This is a genomic window from Streptomyces altiplanensis (genome assembly GCF_053591575.1).
Genome location: NZ_JBSFUB010000004.1, coordinates 53413 through 69599, shown reverse-complemented (window position 1 = coordinate 69599; position 16187 = coordinate 53413). Strand labels below are relative to the sequence as shown.

At 71.3% G+C, this 16187-nt stretch carries 13 protein-coding genes; 12 read left to right on the top strand and 1 reads right to left on the bottom strand.

The genetic code is table 11. From position 1 onward, the window contains the following. Window positions 1-132: 132 nt before the first annotated feature. From ACWD0Y_RS02815 to ACWD0Y_RS02760, 12 genes are all read left to right on the top strand, one after another. Complete coding sequence (locus tag ACWD0Y_RS02815; RefSeq protein ID WP_450258692.1) at window positions 133-777, top strand: GntR family transcriptional regulator; 645 nt, start codon at window positions 133-135, stop codon at window positions 775-777. Further along, window positions 774-1685, top strand: a complete 912-nt coding sequence (locus ACWD0Y_RS02810) for a dihydrodipicolinate synthase family protein (RefSeq protein WP_450258691.1) — start codon at window positions 774-776, stop codon at window positions 1683-1685. Before ACWD0Y_RS02815 ends, ACWD0Y_RS02810 begins: the two co-directional genes overlap by 4 nt. Continuing rightward, entirely contained in the window at window positions 1682-3406 is a 1725-nt protein-coding gene (gene araD, locus ACWD0Y_RS02805; protein WP_450258690.1) for an L-arabinonate dehydratase, read from the top strand. Before ACWD0Y_RS02810 ends, araD begins: the two co-directional genes overlap by 4 nt. Window positions 3407-3555: 149 nt before the next feature. Beyond that, window positions 3556-4488: a carbohydrate ABC transporter permease gene (locus ACWD0Y_RS02800; RefSeq protein WP_093797933.1), complete on the top strand. Its 933-nt coding sequence runs from the start codon at window positions 3556-3558 to the stop codon at window positions 4486-4488. Then, the gene (locus tag ACWD0Y_RS02795) at window positions 4485-5411 is read left to right on the top strand and encodes a carbohydrate ABC transporter permease (RefSeq protein ID WP_450258689.1); all 927 of its coding nucleotides are present in this window, start codon (window positions 4485-4487) and stop codon (window positions 5409-5411) included. The genes ACWD0Y_RS02800 and ACWD0Y_RS02795 overlap by 4 nt, the downstream gene beginning before the upstream one ends. Next, a complete protein-coding gene (locus tag ACWD0Y_RS02790) occupies window positions 5408-6571 on the top strand; it encodes a Gfo/Idh/MocA family protein (protein WP_450258688.1) in 1164 nt (387 codons plus the stop codon). The genes ACWD0Y_RS02795 and ACWD0Y_RS02790 overlap by 4 nt, the downstream gene beginning before the upstream one ends. Next, a complete protein-coding gene (locus ACWD0Y_RS02785; RefSeq protein WP_450258687.1) occupies window positions 6568-7422 on the top strand; it encodes a DUF6807 domain-containing protein in 855 nt (284 codons plus the stop codon). The genes ACWD0Y_RS02790 and ACWD0Y_RS02785 overlap by 4 nt, the downstream gene beginning before the upstream one ends. Beyond that, complete coding sequence (locus ACWD0Y_RS02780; RefSeq protein WP_450258686.1) at window positions 7419-8966, top strand: family 43 glycosylhydrolase; 1548 nt, start codon at window positions 7419-7421, stop codon at window positions 8964-8966. The genes ACWD0Y_RS02785 and ACWD0Y_RS02780 overlap by 4 nt, the downstream gene beginning before the upstream one ends. A gap of 92 nt (window positions 8967-9058) precedes the next feature. Beyond that, window positions 9059-10399 (top strand): ABC transporter substrate-binding protein, encoded by a 1341-nt coding sequence (locus ACWD0Y_RS02775; protein WP_450258685.1) that lies wholly within the window; start codon window positions 9059-9061, stop codon window positions 10397-10399. After that, a complete protein-coding gene (locus ACWD0Y_RS02770) occupies window positions 10378-11142 on the top strand; it encodes a rhamnogalacturonan acetylesterase (RefSeq protein WP_450258684.1) in 765 nt (254 codons plus the stop codon). The genes ACWD0Y_RS02775 and ACWD0Y_RS02770 overlap by 22 nt, the downstream gene beginning before the upstream one ends. Next, window positions 11142-12455 carry a pectate lyase family protein gene (locus ACWD0Y_RS02765; protein ID WP_450258683.1) on the top strand — a complete coding sequence of 438 codons (1314 nt, stop codon included), beginning with the start codon at window positions 11142-11144 and terminating at the stop codon, window positions 12453-12455. Before ACWD0Y_RS02770 ends, ACWD0Y_RS02765 begins: the two co-directional genes overlap by 1 nt. 28 nt (window positions 12456-12483) lie before the next feature. Then, window positions 12484-14514: a pectinesterase family protein gene (locus ACWD0Y_RS02760; RefSeq protein WP_450258682.1), complete on the top strand. Its 2031-nt coding sequence runs from the start codon at window positions 12484-12486 to the stop codon at window positions 14512-14514. Window positions 14515-14609: 95 nt separating this feature from the next. On the opposite strand, the gene arfA is transcribed toward ACWD0Y_RS02760, so the two are convergent. Next, window positions 14610-16139, bottom strand: a complete 1530-nt coding sequence (gene arfA / locus ACWD0Y_RS02755) for an arabinosylfuranosidase ArfA (RefSeq protein WP_450258681.1) — start codon at window positions 16137-16139, stop codon at window positions 14610-14612. Between the last annotated feature and the right edge of the window lie 48 nt (window positions 16140-16187).

The following is a 16187-nucleotide window of genomic DNA, read 5'->3' as shown; positions in this document are numbered from 1 at the left end:
GGCAACTCACCGGCCCGGCGCGGAAGTTCTTTTGCGCGAAACATTGACGGCACATGGCTGCGGGCTTAGCTTCATCGCGTCGTACTTCGTACGTCATATATGAGACGCGATACACGAGATATGTGAGTGCCCATGGCTTTCGCTCCGAGCCCGATCCCCTCCCGCACGCAGTACGTGCTGGAGGGGATCAAACACGCCATCCTCACCGGCGGCCTCAGCCCCGGGCAAGCCCTGGTCGAGACCGAACTGGCCGCCCAGTTCGGGGTGTCCAAGACCCCGGTGCGCGAGGCGCTCAAGACCCTGGCCGGCACCGGGCTCGTCGTGATGAACCAGTACAAGGGCGTCACCGTGCGGACCGTCGACGCGGCCATGGCACGTGAGGTGTACGACGTACGGCTGCTGCTCGAACCGGAGGCGCTGCGCCGCACCATCGCCTCGCAGGCCTCCCTGGAAGCGGCCCGCGAGGCGCTCGTCAGGGCCGCCGAGGCCACCGACCGGGCCGAACGCTCGCTGGCCAACCGGGAGTTCCACCGCGCGCTCTACCTGCCGTGCGGCAACCCGCTGCTCGCCAGGATGCTGGACGAGGTGCGCGACCAGGCGGCCCTCGTCTCGGCCGTCGCCTGGGCCGCCGTCCCGTCCTGGGAGCAGGAGGCGCGTGAGCACATGGAGATTCTGCGGCTCGCGCTCGACGGCGACGCCCCGGGCGCCGCCCGCGCCCTGCACGCCCACATCGCCGACTTCGTCCAGCGCGCCTTCCCGGAGGGGGACCTCATATGACCAGCGCAGACTTCTCCGCCCTGCGGAGCGCCCTCGCCGATGTGGTGGCGATCCCGGTGACCCCGTTCGCCGCCGACGGCTCCCTGGACACCGCCGCTCACCGCGCCCTGCTCGGCCGGCTGCTGGACGGGGGCGTACGGACCCTGACGCCGAACGGGAACACGGGCGAGTTCTACGCGCTGTCCCCGCAGGAGCGCCGCGCCGTCACCGAGCTGACCATCGAGGAGGCGGGCGGCCGGGCCATGGTCCTCGTCGGTGTCGGGCACGACGTGCCGACCGCCGTCGCCGCCGCCGAGCACGCCCGGGACGCGGGCGCCGAGATGCTGATGGTGCACCAGCCCGTCCATCCGTACGTCTCGCACGACGGCTGGACCGACTACCACCGCGCCATCGCCGACGCCGTCCCCGGGCTCGGGGTCGTGCCGTACGTCCGTGATCCGCAGCTGAGCGCGGAGAGCCTCGCCGCGCTGGGCGAATCCTGTCCCAACGTCATCGGCGTGAAGTACGCCGTGCCGGACACGGCGCGCTTCGCCGCCTTCGCGCGGGACGCGGGCCTGGACCGTTTCGTCTGGATCGCCGGGCTCGCCGAGCTGTACGCCGTTCCCTACTTCGCGGTCGGCGCCACCGGGTTCACCTCGGGCCTGGTCAATGTCGCCCCGTCCGTGTCGCTGGGCCTGCTCGACGCGCTGCGCGCGGGCGACTACCCGGCCGCCATGAAGACCTGGGAGCAGATCCGCCCCTTCGAGGAGCTGCGGGCGGCCCGGCAGTCCGCCGACAACGTCACGGTGGTGAAGGAGGCCCTGGCCTCCCTCGGCCTGTGCCGGCGCGAGGTGCGCGCGCCCAGCCGGGTCCTTCCCGAGGACCGGCGCGCCGAGATCGCGGAGCTCGTGGCGGGATGGTCCGTATGAGCGCCAGGGCACCGGAGGAACTGCGCAGCCATCAGTGGTACGGGACGGACGGGCTCCGCTCGTTCAGTCACCGCGCCCGCACCCGCCAGCTCGGCTACCTCCCCGAGGAGCACCTGGGCAAGCCGGTCGTCGCGGTCCTCAACACCTGGTCCGACATCAACCCGTGCCACGTCCACCTCCGGGACCGGGCGCAGGCGGTGAAGCGCGGGGTGTGGCAGGCGGGGGGCTTCCCGCTCGAATTCCCGGTCTCCACGCTCTCCGAGACCTTCCAGAAGCCGACCCCGATGCTCTACCGGAACATGCTCGCGATGGAGACGGAGGAGCTGCTGCGCTCCTACCCCGTCGACGGTGCCGTGCTGCTCGGCGGCTGCGACAAGTCGACGCCCGCGCTGCTGATGGGCGCCGCTTCCGTCGACCTGCCGGCCGTCTTCGTCCCCGCGGGGCCCATGCTGCCGGGCCACTGGCGCAACGAGGTGCTCGGCTCCGGTACGGACATGTGGAAGTACTGGGACGACAAGCGGGCCGGGCTGATCGGCGACACCGAGATGGCCGAGCTGGAGAACGGGCTCGCCCGCTCACCCGGCACCTGCATGACCATGGGCACGGCCTCGACGCTGACCGCCGCGGCCGAGGCGCTGGGCGTCACCCTGCCCGGCGCGTCCTCCGTACCGGCCGTGGACTCCGGGCACGACCGGATGGCGGCGGCCTCGGGCCGCCGGATCGTCGAGCTCGTGCACCGCGACCTGAAGCTGTCGCGGATCCTGACCCGCGACGCGTACGAGGACGCGGTCGCGACCGTGCTGGCGCTGGGCGGTTCGACGAACGCCGTGATCCATCTGATCGCGATGGCGGGGCGCTCCCAGGTGCCGCTCACGCTCGACGACTTCGACCGGATCGCGCGGACCGTGCCGGTGCTCGCGAACCTGCGGCCGGGCGGCCAGTACCTGATGGAGGACTTCCACTTCGCGGGCGGGCTTCCGGCCTTCCTGGCGCAGCTCACGGACGTACTCCACCTGGACCGGCCGACCGTGGCGCACGACTCGCTGCGCGAGCAGCTGGCGGGCGCGCTGGTGCACAACCCCGAGGTGATCAGGCCGCGTTCCAGGCCGCTCGCCCAGGAGGGCGGGGTCGCGGTACTGCGCGGCAACCTGTGTCCGGACGGCGCGGTCATCAAGCACATTGCCGCCGAGCCGCACCTGCTCCGCCACACCGGCCCCGCAGTCGTCTTCGACGACTACAAGACCATGCAGCGCACCATCAACGACCCGTCGCTCGGCATCACCGCCGACACCGTGCTCGTGCTGCGCAACGCCGGCCCCAAGGGCGGTCCCGGGATGCCCGAGTACGGGATGCTGCCGATCCCCGACCACCTCCTCAAGGAGGGGGTCCGGGACATGGTGCGGATCTCCGACGCCCGGATGAGCGGCACGAGTTACGGCACCTGCGTGCTGCACGTGGCCCCGGAGTCGTACGTGGGCGGGCCGCTCGCGCTCGTACGGACCGGGGACTCGATCACCCTCGACGTCGCGGCCCGGTCGCTGCGGCTCGAAGTGACGGACGAGGAGCTGGAGCGGCGCAGGGCCGAGTGGAGCCCGCCGCCCGCGAAGTACGAGCGCGGCTACGGGGCGCTGTACAGCGAGCAGATCACCCAGGCCGACACCGGCTGCGACTTCGCTTTCCTCTCCCGGCCGGGAGAGGTTCCCGATCCGTACGCGGGCTGAGCCGTCCGGCCGCACCGCCCCGCACCGCACCGTCCCGCACCGCACCGCACCGCACTGTCCTGTCCTGTCCAGCGATGGCCGGTATCTCGAACGACATCCGGAAAGCGCTTCACCACCCGCACTTATGACTTGAGAACGGAGAAGCAGTCATGGCCTCAGCCTCAGCCGTGGCCGACAAGCCCAGGGCGCCGGGGCGCCGCGTGGGGGCACCACCCCGCCGGCTCCCGTATCTGCTCATCGCGCCCGCCGGGCTGCTGATGCTGGGCTTCATCGCCTATCCGGTCATCAGCGTCTTCTACTACAGCCTGCAGAACTACAACGTCACCAAGCCGTGGCGCAACGGCTTCGCGGGCTTCGACAACTTCACCCGGATCTTCACCGACGATCCGCAGTTCTGGACCACCCTCGGCTTCAGCGCCCGCTGGGTCGTCGTCCAGGTGAGCCTCCAGCTCGCCCTCGGACTCGTCCTCGCCCTGCTGGTCAACCAGACCTTCGTCGGACGCGGCATCGCCCGCGCGATGGTCTTCTCGCCCTGGGCCGTGTCGGGCGTACTGACCACCACCATCTGGATGCTGCTCTACAACCCGTCCACCGGCGTCAGCCGCTACCTGGCGGACGCGGGCATCGGCTCGTACGGCACCTCGGTGCTCTCCGACACCGGCACCGTCTTCTGGGCCGCCGTCCTCGCCGAACTCTGGCGCGGTGTCCCCTTCTTCGCGATCCTCATCCTCGCCGACCTCCAGTCCGTCCCGAAGGAGCTGTACGAGGCGGCCTCCGTCGACGGTGCCGGCCGGATGCGGCAGTTCTTCCACATCACGCTGCCGCACCTCAGGGACGCGATCGTCCTCGCCACGCTGCTGCGCGGCGTGTGGGAGTTCAACAACGTCGACCTGCTCTACACCCTCACCGGCGGCGGACCGGCCGGCGTCACCACCACGCTCCCGCTGTACGTCGCCAACACCGGCATCGAGGGCCACGACTTCGGCTACGCCTCCGCGCTGACCACGGTCGCCTTCGTGATCCTCCTCTTCTGCTCGATCCTCTATCTGCGCCTGAGCAAGTTCGGAGGCGACACCAAGTGACCGCAGCACTCGCGGAGAAGGACCCCCGCTCCCCCGCGGCCCCGGACTCCGCCACCGACGCCCCCGCACCACCGGGCCGCGGCGCGCGCCGCAAGAACCGGCGCGAGCGCGCCTTCGACGACATACCGCGCTGGCAGATCTACCTGCCGCTCGCCCTCTACCTCCTCTTCACGCTCGTCCCGTTCTACTGGATGCTGCTGTTCGCGGTACGGCCCGCGGGCTCCACCTCGCTGGTGCCGTGGCCGATCACGTTCGAGCACTTCGAGAAGGTCTGGACCGAGCGCAGCTTCGGGATGTTCTTCGAGAACAGCATGATCGTCGGGGTGGCCACCCTGGTCATGACGACGGGGATCGCGCTGGCCGGCGGCTACGCCCTGGCCCGGTTCGAGTTCCGGATCAAGAACGGCTTCATGCTGGCCCTGCTGTGCTCGCAGTTCATCCCGGGCGCGCTGATGCTCGTACCGCTCTTCGAGATCTTCAAGAACCTCCAGATGATCAACTCCCTGGGGAGCGTGATCATCGCGGAGACGGTCTTCCAGCTGCCGCTGTCGATCATCCTGATCAGCGGATTCATCAAGAACGTGCCGGTCACGCTGGAGGAGGCCGCCTGGGTGGACGGCTGTTCGCGCTTCCGGGCCTTCTGCGCGGTGGTCCTGCCACTGCTGCGGCCCGGCCTGATCGCCGTCGGCTCCTTCGCCTTCGTCCACAGCTGGAACCACTTCCTGTTCGCCCTGATGTTCCTCAGCGAGCAGGACAAGCAGACCATTCCGGTCGGCCTCAACACCCTGATAGGAGCGGACAGCGTGGATCTCGGAGCACTGGCCGCGGGCGGTGTCATCGCCGCGGTTCCGGTCGTGATCGTCTTCGCCTTCATCCAGAAGTGGCTGATCACCGGCTTCAGCTCCGGGGCGGTGAAGGGATGAGCCCTCTGCCCCTGCCCCTGCCCGTCGTACTCGCCGGCGCACGCGGTCACGGCCGCTGGCACCTGCACAACATCCGCCGCCTCGAAGCACTGGGCCTGGTCCGGCTCGCCGGGATCTGCGAGCTGAAGCCGCTGGACGCCGAAGAGCTGGACGGCTTCGGTACGCCCGAGCAGTCCGCCGACTTCGGCGGGCTGCTGGACTCCACCGGCGCCCGGATCGCGATCGTCTGCACGCCCATCCAGACCCACACCGACCTGGCGCTGGCGGCGGCCTCGCGCGGGGCGCACCTGCTGCTGGAGAAGCCGCCCGCGCCGTCGTACGCGGAGTTCGAGCGCATGGCGCACGGGGTGCGGGCGGCCGGCACCCGCTGCCAGATCGGCTTCCAGTCCCTGGGCTCGCACGCCCTGCCCGCGATCCGGTCGCTGATCGACCAGGGCGCGATCGGCGAGCTGCTGGGCGTCGGCGCCGCCGGGGCGTGGGTACGGGACACCGCGTACTTCACCCGGGCCCCGTGGTCGGGGCGCCGCCGGCTGGGCGAGACCGACGTGGTGGACGGCGCGCTGACCAATCCGCTGGCGCACGCCGTCGCCACCGCCCTCGCGGTGGCCGGGAGCTCGCGGGCCGAGGACGTGGCGGGCATCGAGTCCGAGCTGCTGCGGGCCAACGACATCGAGTCGGACGACACCTCCTGCGTACGGATCACGACGGCGCGTGGGATCCCGGTCACGGTGGCCGCGACGCTCTGCGCCGAGGAGCCGGACGAGCCGTACGTCGTCGCCCACGGCGAACTGGGCCGGATCACCTTCTGGTACAAGGAGGACCGCGTGCTGGTGCAGCGCGCCGGGCGTGGTCCCGAGGAGTCCGTGTACGGCAGGACCGACCTGCTGGAGAACCTGGTCCGCCACCTCACCCAGGACGCGCCGCTCCTCGTCCCGCCGGAGCTGACCGGTGCCTTCATGCGGGTCGTCGAGGCGATCCGGCTCGCTCCCGACCCCCTCGCGCTGCCCGCGTCCGCCTGGCGGACCGCGCCCGGTGAGCGGGCGCCGCGCCGGATCGTCACCGGGGTGGACCGCGTGGTCGCCGCGAGCGCCGAGACCCTGACCCTCTTCTCCGAGCTGGGCGCCCCCTGGGCGCGCTCCACCGAAGCGAGCACACCGTGAACCCGACACTGACACTGCGCTGTTCGGGGCGTCCCGTCGGCCGTTACACCTACCGGCCCGCGCTCGGCGCCCGGCTCGCGCCGCGCCCGTACCTGCACCCCCTGTCGACCCTGGGCGGCACGGCGGTCACCGAGGAGATGCCCGACGACCACGTCCACCACCTGGGGGTGGGGCTCGCCGTGCCGGACGTGGCGGGACACAACTTCTGGGGCGGGAGCACCTACGTACGCGACCGGGGCCCGACGGAGCTCGACAACCACGGCGCGCAGCTCCACCAGGGGTGGCGGCAACGCGACCCGGACGGCTCCGGCTTCGTGGAGGAGCTGAGCTGGCGCACCGGTACGGACCACGCGGACGAGCTGCTGCACGAGCGGCGCACCGTCGCCGCCGTCGCGCTGGACGACACCGCCTGGGCGCTGGACCTCACCTTCTCCCTCACCAACACCTCGGGCGGCGACCTGTCCATCGGCAGCCCGGCCACCAACGGCCGGGCGGGCGCGGGGTACGGCGGTTTCTTCTGGCGCGCCCCCAGGCAGGCCGCGGCGCCGACGGCCTTCACCGAGACCGCGGAGGGCGAGGACGCCGTGCACGGACGGGCCGCCGACTGGCTGGGCCTGGCGGGCGACGGCTGGACGCTGGTCTTCGCGGGGGCGACGGCCGACACCCGCCGCGACCCGTGGTTCGTACGGACGGCCGAGTACCCGGGCGTCGGGTCGGCGCTCGCCTGGTCGGACCGGCTGCCCGTGCCCGCCGGGGAGACGGTCGTGCGCCGCGTGGTCACGGTGGTGGCCGACGGCCGGCTGGACCGGGACGCCTCGGCGGCGTACGTCCGCAAGGCGGTGGGCGCGTGAGCCGGCCGTGGACCGCCGACCGGGGCGACGGCACGTACCGCAATCCGGTGCTCGCCGGTGACTGGTCCGACCCGGACGTGGTGCGGGTCGGTGACGACTACTACCTCACCGTCTCCAGCTTCGGCCGGGTGCCGGGACTGCCGCTGCTGCACTCGCGCGACCTCGTCAACTGGACGCTGACCGGGCACGCGCTGGAGCGGCCGGTGCACCCGGAGGACGCAAAGGAGGGGCAGGAGGCCGCGGAGCCGCGGCACGACGGTGGCGTCTGGGCGCCGTCCATCCGGCACAGCGGCGGCCGGTTCTGGATCTTCTGGGGCGATCCGGACGTGGGCATCTACCAGATCAACGCGGAGGACATCCGCGGGCCGTGGACCGAACCGCACCTGGTGAAGGCGGGCAAGGGCCTGATCGACCCGTGCCCGCTGTGGGACGAGGAGAGCGGCCGGGCGTACCTCGTGCACGCCTGGGCCAAGTCCCGGTCGGGGGTGAAGAACCGGCTGACCGGACACCGGATGAGCCCGGACGGGCGCACCCTGCTCGACGAGGGCGAGGTGATCGTCGACGCGGACCTGATCCCCGGCTGGTTCACCCTCGAAGGACCGAAGCTCTACCGCCACGACGGCTGGTTCTGGATCTTCGCGCCGGCCGGTGGCGTGGAGACCGGCTGGCAGGGGGCGCTGCGGTCGCGGGAGTTCTTCGGCCCGTACGAGGAGCGGGTCGTCCTGGAGCAGGGCCGCACCGAGGTCAACGGCCCCCACCAGGGCGGCTGGGTGCGCACCGGGGCCGGCGAGGACTGGTTCCTGCACTTCCAGTCGCGCGGCGCGTACGGGCGGGTGGTGCACCTCCAGCCGATGCGCTGGGACGACGCGGGGTGGCCGGTGATGGGGGACGCGGGCGAGCCCGTGTCCGTACACCCGAAGCCGGACCTGCCGCCGCAGCCGGTCGCGGCTCCGGCCACCGACGACAGCTTCCCCGGCGGGCGTTACGGGCGGCAGTGGCAGTGGACGGCCGCCCCGCGGGCGGGATGGACGGTGCCGCACTCCGGGGACGGGCTGCTGGCCACCTGCCTGCGGACGGCCGACGCGCACGACCTGCGGCGACTGCCGAACGTGCTGGTGCAGCGGCTGCCCGCGCCCGAGTTCACCGCGACGGTCGAACTGACCCTCGACAGCCCGGAGCCGGGGGCCAGGGCCGGGTTCGCCGTGCTGGGAGACGCGTTCTCCTGGATCGGCCTGGAGCGGGGCGCCGACGGCGGCGTACAGCTGGTGCACCGGTACGCCGAGACGGTCGCCGAACGCGAACGGGACGCGGAGTACGCCCGCCCGGCGCCCGGGGGGAGGGCGCGGCTGCGGATCGAGGTCTCGGCCGGCGCGCGCTGCCGGTTCGCCGCCGACACCGGGGACGGGTTCCTCCCCTCCGGCCAGGTCTTCGCGGCCGTGCCGTGGCGCTGGGTCGGGGCGCAGCTCGCCCTGTTCGCCGCCGCGCCGGCCGGGGCGGGCCCCGCCGGCACCGCCCTCTTCAGCAACTTCCGTATCAACGCCTGAGCACGGCCCGGACACGGCCTGATCAGGGCCCGACCACCGCACGACATCTCCGAGGAGCCGCAATGACGCACACCGAGAGAGAAGAGCAGCCCATGAGAGTTTCTTCCGGCCGACGCCCCCGGGGGCGGGCCACTGCCGCGGTCGCACTGACGGCCGTGCTCGCGCTGACCGCGACGGCCTGCGGGGACGACGGCAGCGGCGCGAGCGGCACCGAGGGCTCGGGCAAGGGTGAGATCACCTTCTGGGACAACAACGGCGGTCCGCGTACCGCCGTCTGGAAGGAGATCATCAAGGACTTCGAAGCGGCGAACAAGGACATCAAGGTCAAGTACGTCCCGATCCCGATCACCGACGTGCAGTCGAAGTACGACACCGCGATAGCGGGCGGCGGTCTGCCCGACGTCGGCGGCGTCGGCACCGCGTACCTCTCCAACATCGTCGCGCAGGACGCACTGGAGCCGGTCGGGGACCGGATCAAGGACTCCTCGCTGGACGGCAAGCTGGTGGAGTCGATGGTCGAGGGGGTGCGGACGGCCGGCGGGCGCGGGGACGAGATGTACACCGTGCCGACGTCCGCGAACAACGGCACCCTCTGGTACCGGACCGACCTGTTCGAGAAGGCGAAGCTCGAGGCGCCGACGACGTGGGACGCGTTCTACACGGCGGCCGAGAAGCTGACCGACGCGGACAAGAACGCCTTCGGGTACACGATCCGCGGCGGCGCCGGGTCCGTCGCCCAGGCGCTGGACACGATCTACGGGCAGTCCGGCATCACCGAGTTCTGGAAGGGCGAGAAGTCCACCGTCAACGACCCGAAGAACGTCGCGGCGCTGGAGAAGTACGTCGGGCTGTACAAGAGGACGACGCCCGAGGCCGACGTCAACAACGACTTCGCCAAGATGGTCGCCCAGTGGGACTCCGGCACCATCGGAATGCTCAGCCACAACCTCGGCTCCTACCAGGACCACGTGAAGGCGCTGGGCGAGGACAAGTTCGCCGGCATCCCGAACCCGACGGGTCCCGGCGGTGTGCGGGTCCAGGTGTCCAACCCCGTGGACGGGCTCGGTCTGTTCAAGGGGAGCAAGAACAAGGCCGCGGCGTGGAAGTTCATCGAGTTCGCCGCGTCCCATCAGTCGAACAGCAAGTGGAACGAGGCGGCGGGCGCCATCCCGGCGAACACCGAGGCGGCGAAGGACGAGTGGATCAACGAGTCCGAGCCGACGAAGCTCGGCGCGCAGTCCCTCACCGACGGCTCCACCAAGATCGTGCAGCTGCCGTACTACCTGCCCGACTGGAACTCGATCACCAAGGCCGACAACGAGCCCGAGTTCCAGAAGGTCCTGCTCGGCAAGACCACGCCCAAGGCGTTCCTGGACAAGCTCGCCGATGAGCTGAACGAGGCGCAGGCCGAGTGGGAGCAGCAGAACCAGTGACCCCGCACACCCACCGCGCGCGCACGGTCTTCATCGCCGGAGACTCCACCGCCGCCGACAAGCACGTCACGGCCGCGCCCGAGGCCGGCTGGGGCATGGCACTCCCCTTCTTCCTGCACGAGCACCTGACCGTCGCCAACCACGCGGTCAACGGCCGCAGTTCGAAGAGCTTCATCGACGAGGGGCGGCTCGCGCCCGTCCTGGAGGCGATCCGCCCCGGCGATCTCCTGCTCGTCCAGTTCGGCCACAACGACCAGAAGCACGACGACCCCGCCCGCCTCACCGAGCCGTGGACCGGCTACCAGCAGCACCTGCTCCAGTACGTCGCCGGGGCGCGGGACCGCGGCGCGCGTCCCGTACTGCTGACCTCCGTCGAGCGCCGGCGGTTCGACGCCGCCGGCACGGCGCTGGCCACGCACGGCGCGTACCCGGAGGCGGTGCGGGCGCTCGCGGCCGCGCACGAGGTGCCGCTGCTGGACATCGCGGCGCTCTCGCTCGCGCTGTGGCAGAAACTCGGCCCCGAGGCGAGCAAGGGGCACTTCCACTGGCTGGAACCGGGCGAATCCCCCAACTATCCGGACGGTGTCGCCGACGACACCCACTTCCACCCGCGCGGCGCCGTCGAGGTGGCCCGGCTGACGGCACGCGCCCTGGCAGCGGAGGGCGTGCTGGCGGCGGACGAACTGCGGCGCCTGGACGCGGACATACCCGAGACCTGGCTGACCTGGCACGAGGAGTCCTGATGCGCAGAACACAGACACGCCGCACACAGACACGCCATACACGTCTCGTCTCCCTGGTCGCCGCGGTGGTGACGCCGGGCGTGCTCGTCGCCCTGCCCGGCGCGAGCGCCCACGCCTCACCGGTGCGCGACGCCCACGTCCTGCCCGCGCACGACGGCTGGGCCTCGGCCGACGGCGGCACCACCGGAGGCGCCGGGGCCGACGGAGCGCACACCTACACCGTCACCACCTGGGAGGGGCTCAAGCGCGCGCTGAAGGACGGCGGCGACGCCCCGAAGGTGATCAAGGTCAGAGGCACGCTCGACGGCATGGGCGGCCGGAGCTGCGAGGACTTCGCCACCGGCGGCTACTCCCTGGACGCGTACCTGGCGGCGTACGACCCGAAGACCTGGGGCACCGCGCCGCCCGCCGGCCCGCAGGAGGAGGCCCGCGCCGCTTCCGCCGCCGCGCAGGCCCAGCAGGTCAAGGCGTACGTCCCGGCGAACACGACGATCGTCGGCGTGGGCGGCGGCGCGCGGCTGCTCGGCGGGTCCCTCCAGATCAAGGACACCGACAACGTCGTGGTCCGGGGCCTCACCTTCGAGGACGCCTTCGACTGCTTCCCGCAGTGGGACCCCACGGACGGCGACGGGGGCGCGTGGAACTCCGAGTACGACAACCTCGTCGTGCACGGCTCGACGCACGTCTGGATCGACCACAACACGTTCACCGACGGCCGCCGCCCGGACAGTGAACAGCCGCTCTACTACGGCCAGTTGTTCCAGCAGCACGACGGCGAGCTGGACGTCGTCAGGGGCGCCGACCTGGTCACCGTCTCCTGGAACGTCTTCGCCGACCACGACAAGACCCTGATGATCGGCAACAGCGACAGCGCGGGCGCCACCGACCGGGGCAAGCTGCGGGTCACCCTCCACCACAACCTCTTCCGGAACATCGTCGAGCGCGCGCCGCGCGTGCGGTTCGGGAAGGTCGACGCGTACAACAACCACTTCGTGGTGGCGAAGGGGTACGCGTACTCCTTCGGCATCGGCTTCGAATCCCAGCTGTACGCGGAGAAGAACACCTTCGCGCTGCCGGCGGGGGTGAGCGCGGCGAAGATCCTGAAGAAGTGGAAGGACGCCCCGGTCACGGCCGAGGGCAACCACGTCAACGGCAGGCCGGCCGACCTCGTGGCCGCCCACAACGCCGCGAACCCCGGCGACCTGCTCCGCGAGGGCGCCGGCTGGACCCCGGCCCTGCGCACCCGGGTCGACCGGCCGCAGGCCGTCCCGTCCCTGGTCACGCGCCGAGCGGGCGCGCCCCGAACCCACTGATGCACCCAACAGTCTGTCAGGAGCCGCAATGACGCACCCTCACAGCAAGCGGTCCAGAACCCGGGTCCTCGGCCTGTTCGTGGCCCTGGCCGCGGCCGTGGCCGGACTCCCCGCGACGGCGACGGCGGCAGCACCCGCCGGCGCCGCCGGCCCGGCGCCGTCCTCGCACCGCGCCTGGTCCGACACCCCGCACGGCTTCGCGTCCCTCGACGGGGGCACCACCGGCGGGCGGGGCGGCAAGGTCGTCACCGTCAGGAACCAGGCCGACCTGGCCAGGTACGCGGGCGCCGAGGAGCCCTACATCATCCGGGTGGCGGGCACGATCGCCGTCGAACCGTTCGGCTCGGACATCGACGTCGCCTCCGACAAGACCATCGTCGGTGTCGGGAACACCGCCGAGCTGGTCCACGGCGAGCTGCACCTGAACCCCGGCACCCACAACGTCATCATCCGCAACCTCACCATCCGGGACTCCTACGTCGAGGGCGACTGGGACGGCAAGACGACGGACTTCGACGGCATCCAGATGGACTCCGTCCACCACGTCTGGATCGACCACAACCGCTTCACGCACATGGGTGACGGACTGCTCGACGTACGCAAGGACAGTGAGTACATCACCGTCTCGTACAACCGCTTCGACCACCACAACAAGGCGTTCGGGATCGGCTGGACACCCCACGTCAAAACGCAGATCACCATCGACCACAACTGGTTCAGCGGCACCAAGCAGCGCAACCCGTCCGCCGACAACTGCGCCTACGCCCACCTCTACAACAACTACCTGTCCGCGCAGGTGGCGGACGGCGACCCGGTCTTCTCGTACGGGAACTGGGCGCGCGGCAGGACGAAGATGGTCATCGAGAACAGCTACTACGAGGACGTCCAGCACCCCTACCAGGCCGACGCCACGGCGGAACTGGTCCAGCGCGGGTCGGTCACCGAGAACACCACCGGCCGGCACGACGCCTGGGGTACGGCCTTCGAGCCGCGCGACTTCTACCCGTACCGGCTGGACCCGGCGGCGGCCGTCCCGGCGCTGGTGACGAAGTTCTCCGGGCCGCAGAAGTCGATCGGCACGGACACCGTGCTGCGCCTGAAGGCGGACGGCAGCGGCGACTACCCGACCCTGCAGGCCGCCGTCGACGCGGTCCCGGCCGGCAACGACGGCCGGGTGACCCTGTCCCTGGCGCCGGGTACGTACCGGCAGAAGGTGCGCGTCGGCAAGGAGCAGCACCGCATCACCTTCGCCGGCACCGGCAGGCACCGCGACGACACGCTGATCGTCTTCGACACCCCGTCGGGCGAGGCGAAGCCGGGCGGCGGGACCGTCGGGTCCTGGGGCAGTGCCACCGTCGTCGTCGAGGGCGACGACTTCACCGCGCGCAACCTGACCTTCTCCAACGACTTCGACGAGGCGGCCGTCGAGATCAACGGCGAGCAGGCACTCGCCGTGAAGACCACCGGCGACCGGCTGCTCTTCGAGAACACCGGTTTCCTCGGCAACCAGGACACGCTGATGACCGACACCCCGGTCCTCACCGAGACCGCGCGCGTCTACGTCAGGGACTCGTACATCGAGGGCGACGTCGACTTCATCTACGGACGGGCCACGACCGTCGTCGAGCGGTCCGTCATCAGGGCGCTGAGCCGCGGCTCCGCCACCAACAACGGTTACATCACCGCGGCCAGCACCTGGAAGGGCAACCCGTACGGCTTCCTGATCACCCGCAGCAGGATCGTCAGCGACGCACCGGCCCAGTCCTTCCACCTCGGCCGGCCGTGGCACCCCGGCGGGAACCCCGACGCCGTCGGCCAGGTGCTGATCCGCGAGACGGCGCTGCCTGCGGCGGTCAAGTCCGCCCCGTGGACCGACATGAGCGGGTTCCCGTGGCAGGAGGCCCGGTTCAGCGAGTACCGCAACCACGGCCCCGGCGCGGCGGTCACCCCGCAGCGTCCGCAGATGCCCGCCGGCGAGGCGGCCCGCCACCAGGTCTCCGACTACCTGGCGGGCCAGGACGGCTGGGCACCGCACCGCACCCGCGCGCGTACCGCCTGAGAGGGCCTGAGAGGGCCTGAGAGAGTCCGAAAATGCCCGGGCCGGCTTCGCGGCGCTCGCCGTGAAGCCGGCCCGGGCCGGTGGTGTTCCCGCCGTCAGGCCAGGCGGATCATGTTCCAGGACATCGGCTCCAGGGTGGCGCTCAGCGTGCCGCCCCGCAGCGTCGTTCCCGTGGCCTCGCGCGGGGTGACGCGATCGGGTTCGGCGAGGGTGTTGCGGGCCTCCGGGTCGGTGTCGGCCAGCACGCTGTGTTCGACGACCGAGGCCGGCGACAGCCCGTGCAGGGCCACTTCGAGCGGCAGCGACTCGCTCTGGCTGCGGTTGACCGCGAAGACGGTGACGGCGCCGTCGTCGCCGCGTACCGCCGTGGCGTGCAGCAGGGGCACCTCGCCGTACTTGCGCGTCTCGTACGTGGGTGAGTCGACCCGTACGTCGAGCACGCGGCCCCGCCCGTACCGGGACGCCTGCGCGAACGGGAAGAAGGTGGTCTGCTTCCAGGCCGGTCCGCCGGGTTCGGTCATGATCGGCGCGATGACGTTGACGAGCTGGGCGAGGCAGGCGACCGTCACCCGGTCGGCGTGGCGCAGCAGCGCGATCATCAGGGAGCCGAAGACGACGGCGTCGGTGACGGAGTAGTTGTCCTCCAGCAGCCGCGGCGCCTCGGGCCAGTCGAGCGGTTCGGCGTCGGCCTGCTCCTGGAAGCGCCTCATGTACCAGACGTTCCACTCGTCGAAGGAGAGGTTGATCTTCTTCGACGACTTGAGGCGGGCGCCGACGTGGTCGCAGGTGGCGACGACGCTCTCGATGAAGGACTCCATGTCGACGGCGGAGGCGAGGAAGGAGTCCCGGTCGCCGTCCAGCTCCTCGTAGTAGGCGTGCAGCGAGATGTAGTCGACGAGGTCGTACGTCTCGGCCAGTACCGTCGCCTCCCACTCGGCGAACGTCTCCATGGCCCGGCTGGAGCTGCCGCAGGCGACCAGCTCGACGTCCCGGTCGATCTGCCGCATCGCGCGCGCGGTCTCGGCGGCGAGCCGCCCGTACTCGGACGCGGTCTTGTGACCGGTCTGCCAGGGGCCGTCCATCTCGTTGCCCAGGCACCACAGCCGGATGCCGAAGGGGTCCTTGTCGCCGTGCGCGATGCGGCGCTCGGAGAGTTCGGTGCCGGCCGGGTGGTTGGCGTACTCCTGGAGCTCCAGCGCCTCGGCGACGCCGCGCGTGCCCAGGTTCAGGGCCATCATCGGCTCGGCCTGCGGGCCGATCTTCTTCAGGAAGGCGATGTACTCGCTGAGGCCGAAGCGGTTCGTCTCGGTGGAGCGCCAGGCCAGGTCGAGGCGGCGCGGCCGCTCGTCGGCCGGGCCGACGGAGTCCTCCCACTTGTAGCCGGAGACGAAGTTGCCGCCGGGGTAGCGGACGGCGGTGACGCCCAGTTCGCGGACCAGGCCGAGCACGTCGGCGCGCAGTCCGGCCTCGTCGGCGGTGGGGTGGCCGGGCTCGTAGATGCCGGTGTAGACGCAGCGGCCGAGGTGCTCGACGAACGAGCCGAACAGCCGGGGGTCGACGTCGCCGACGGCGAAGGCCGGGTCGAGGGTGAAGCGGGCGGCGGCGGGGTCCGCGGGGCGGGTCATGCGTGCGGTTCCTTTCATGGCTGTCATGGGGGGCACGGCGCTCATGGC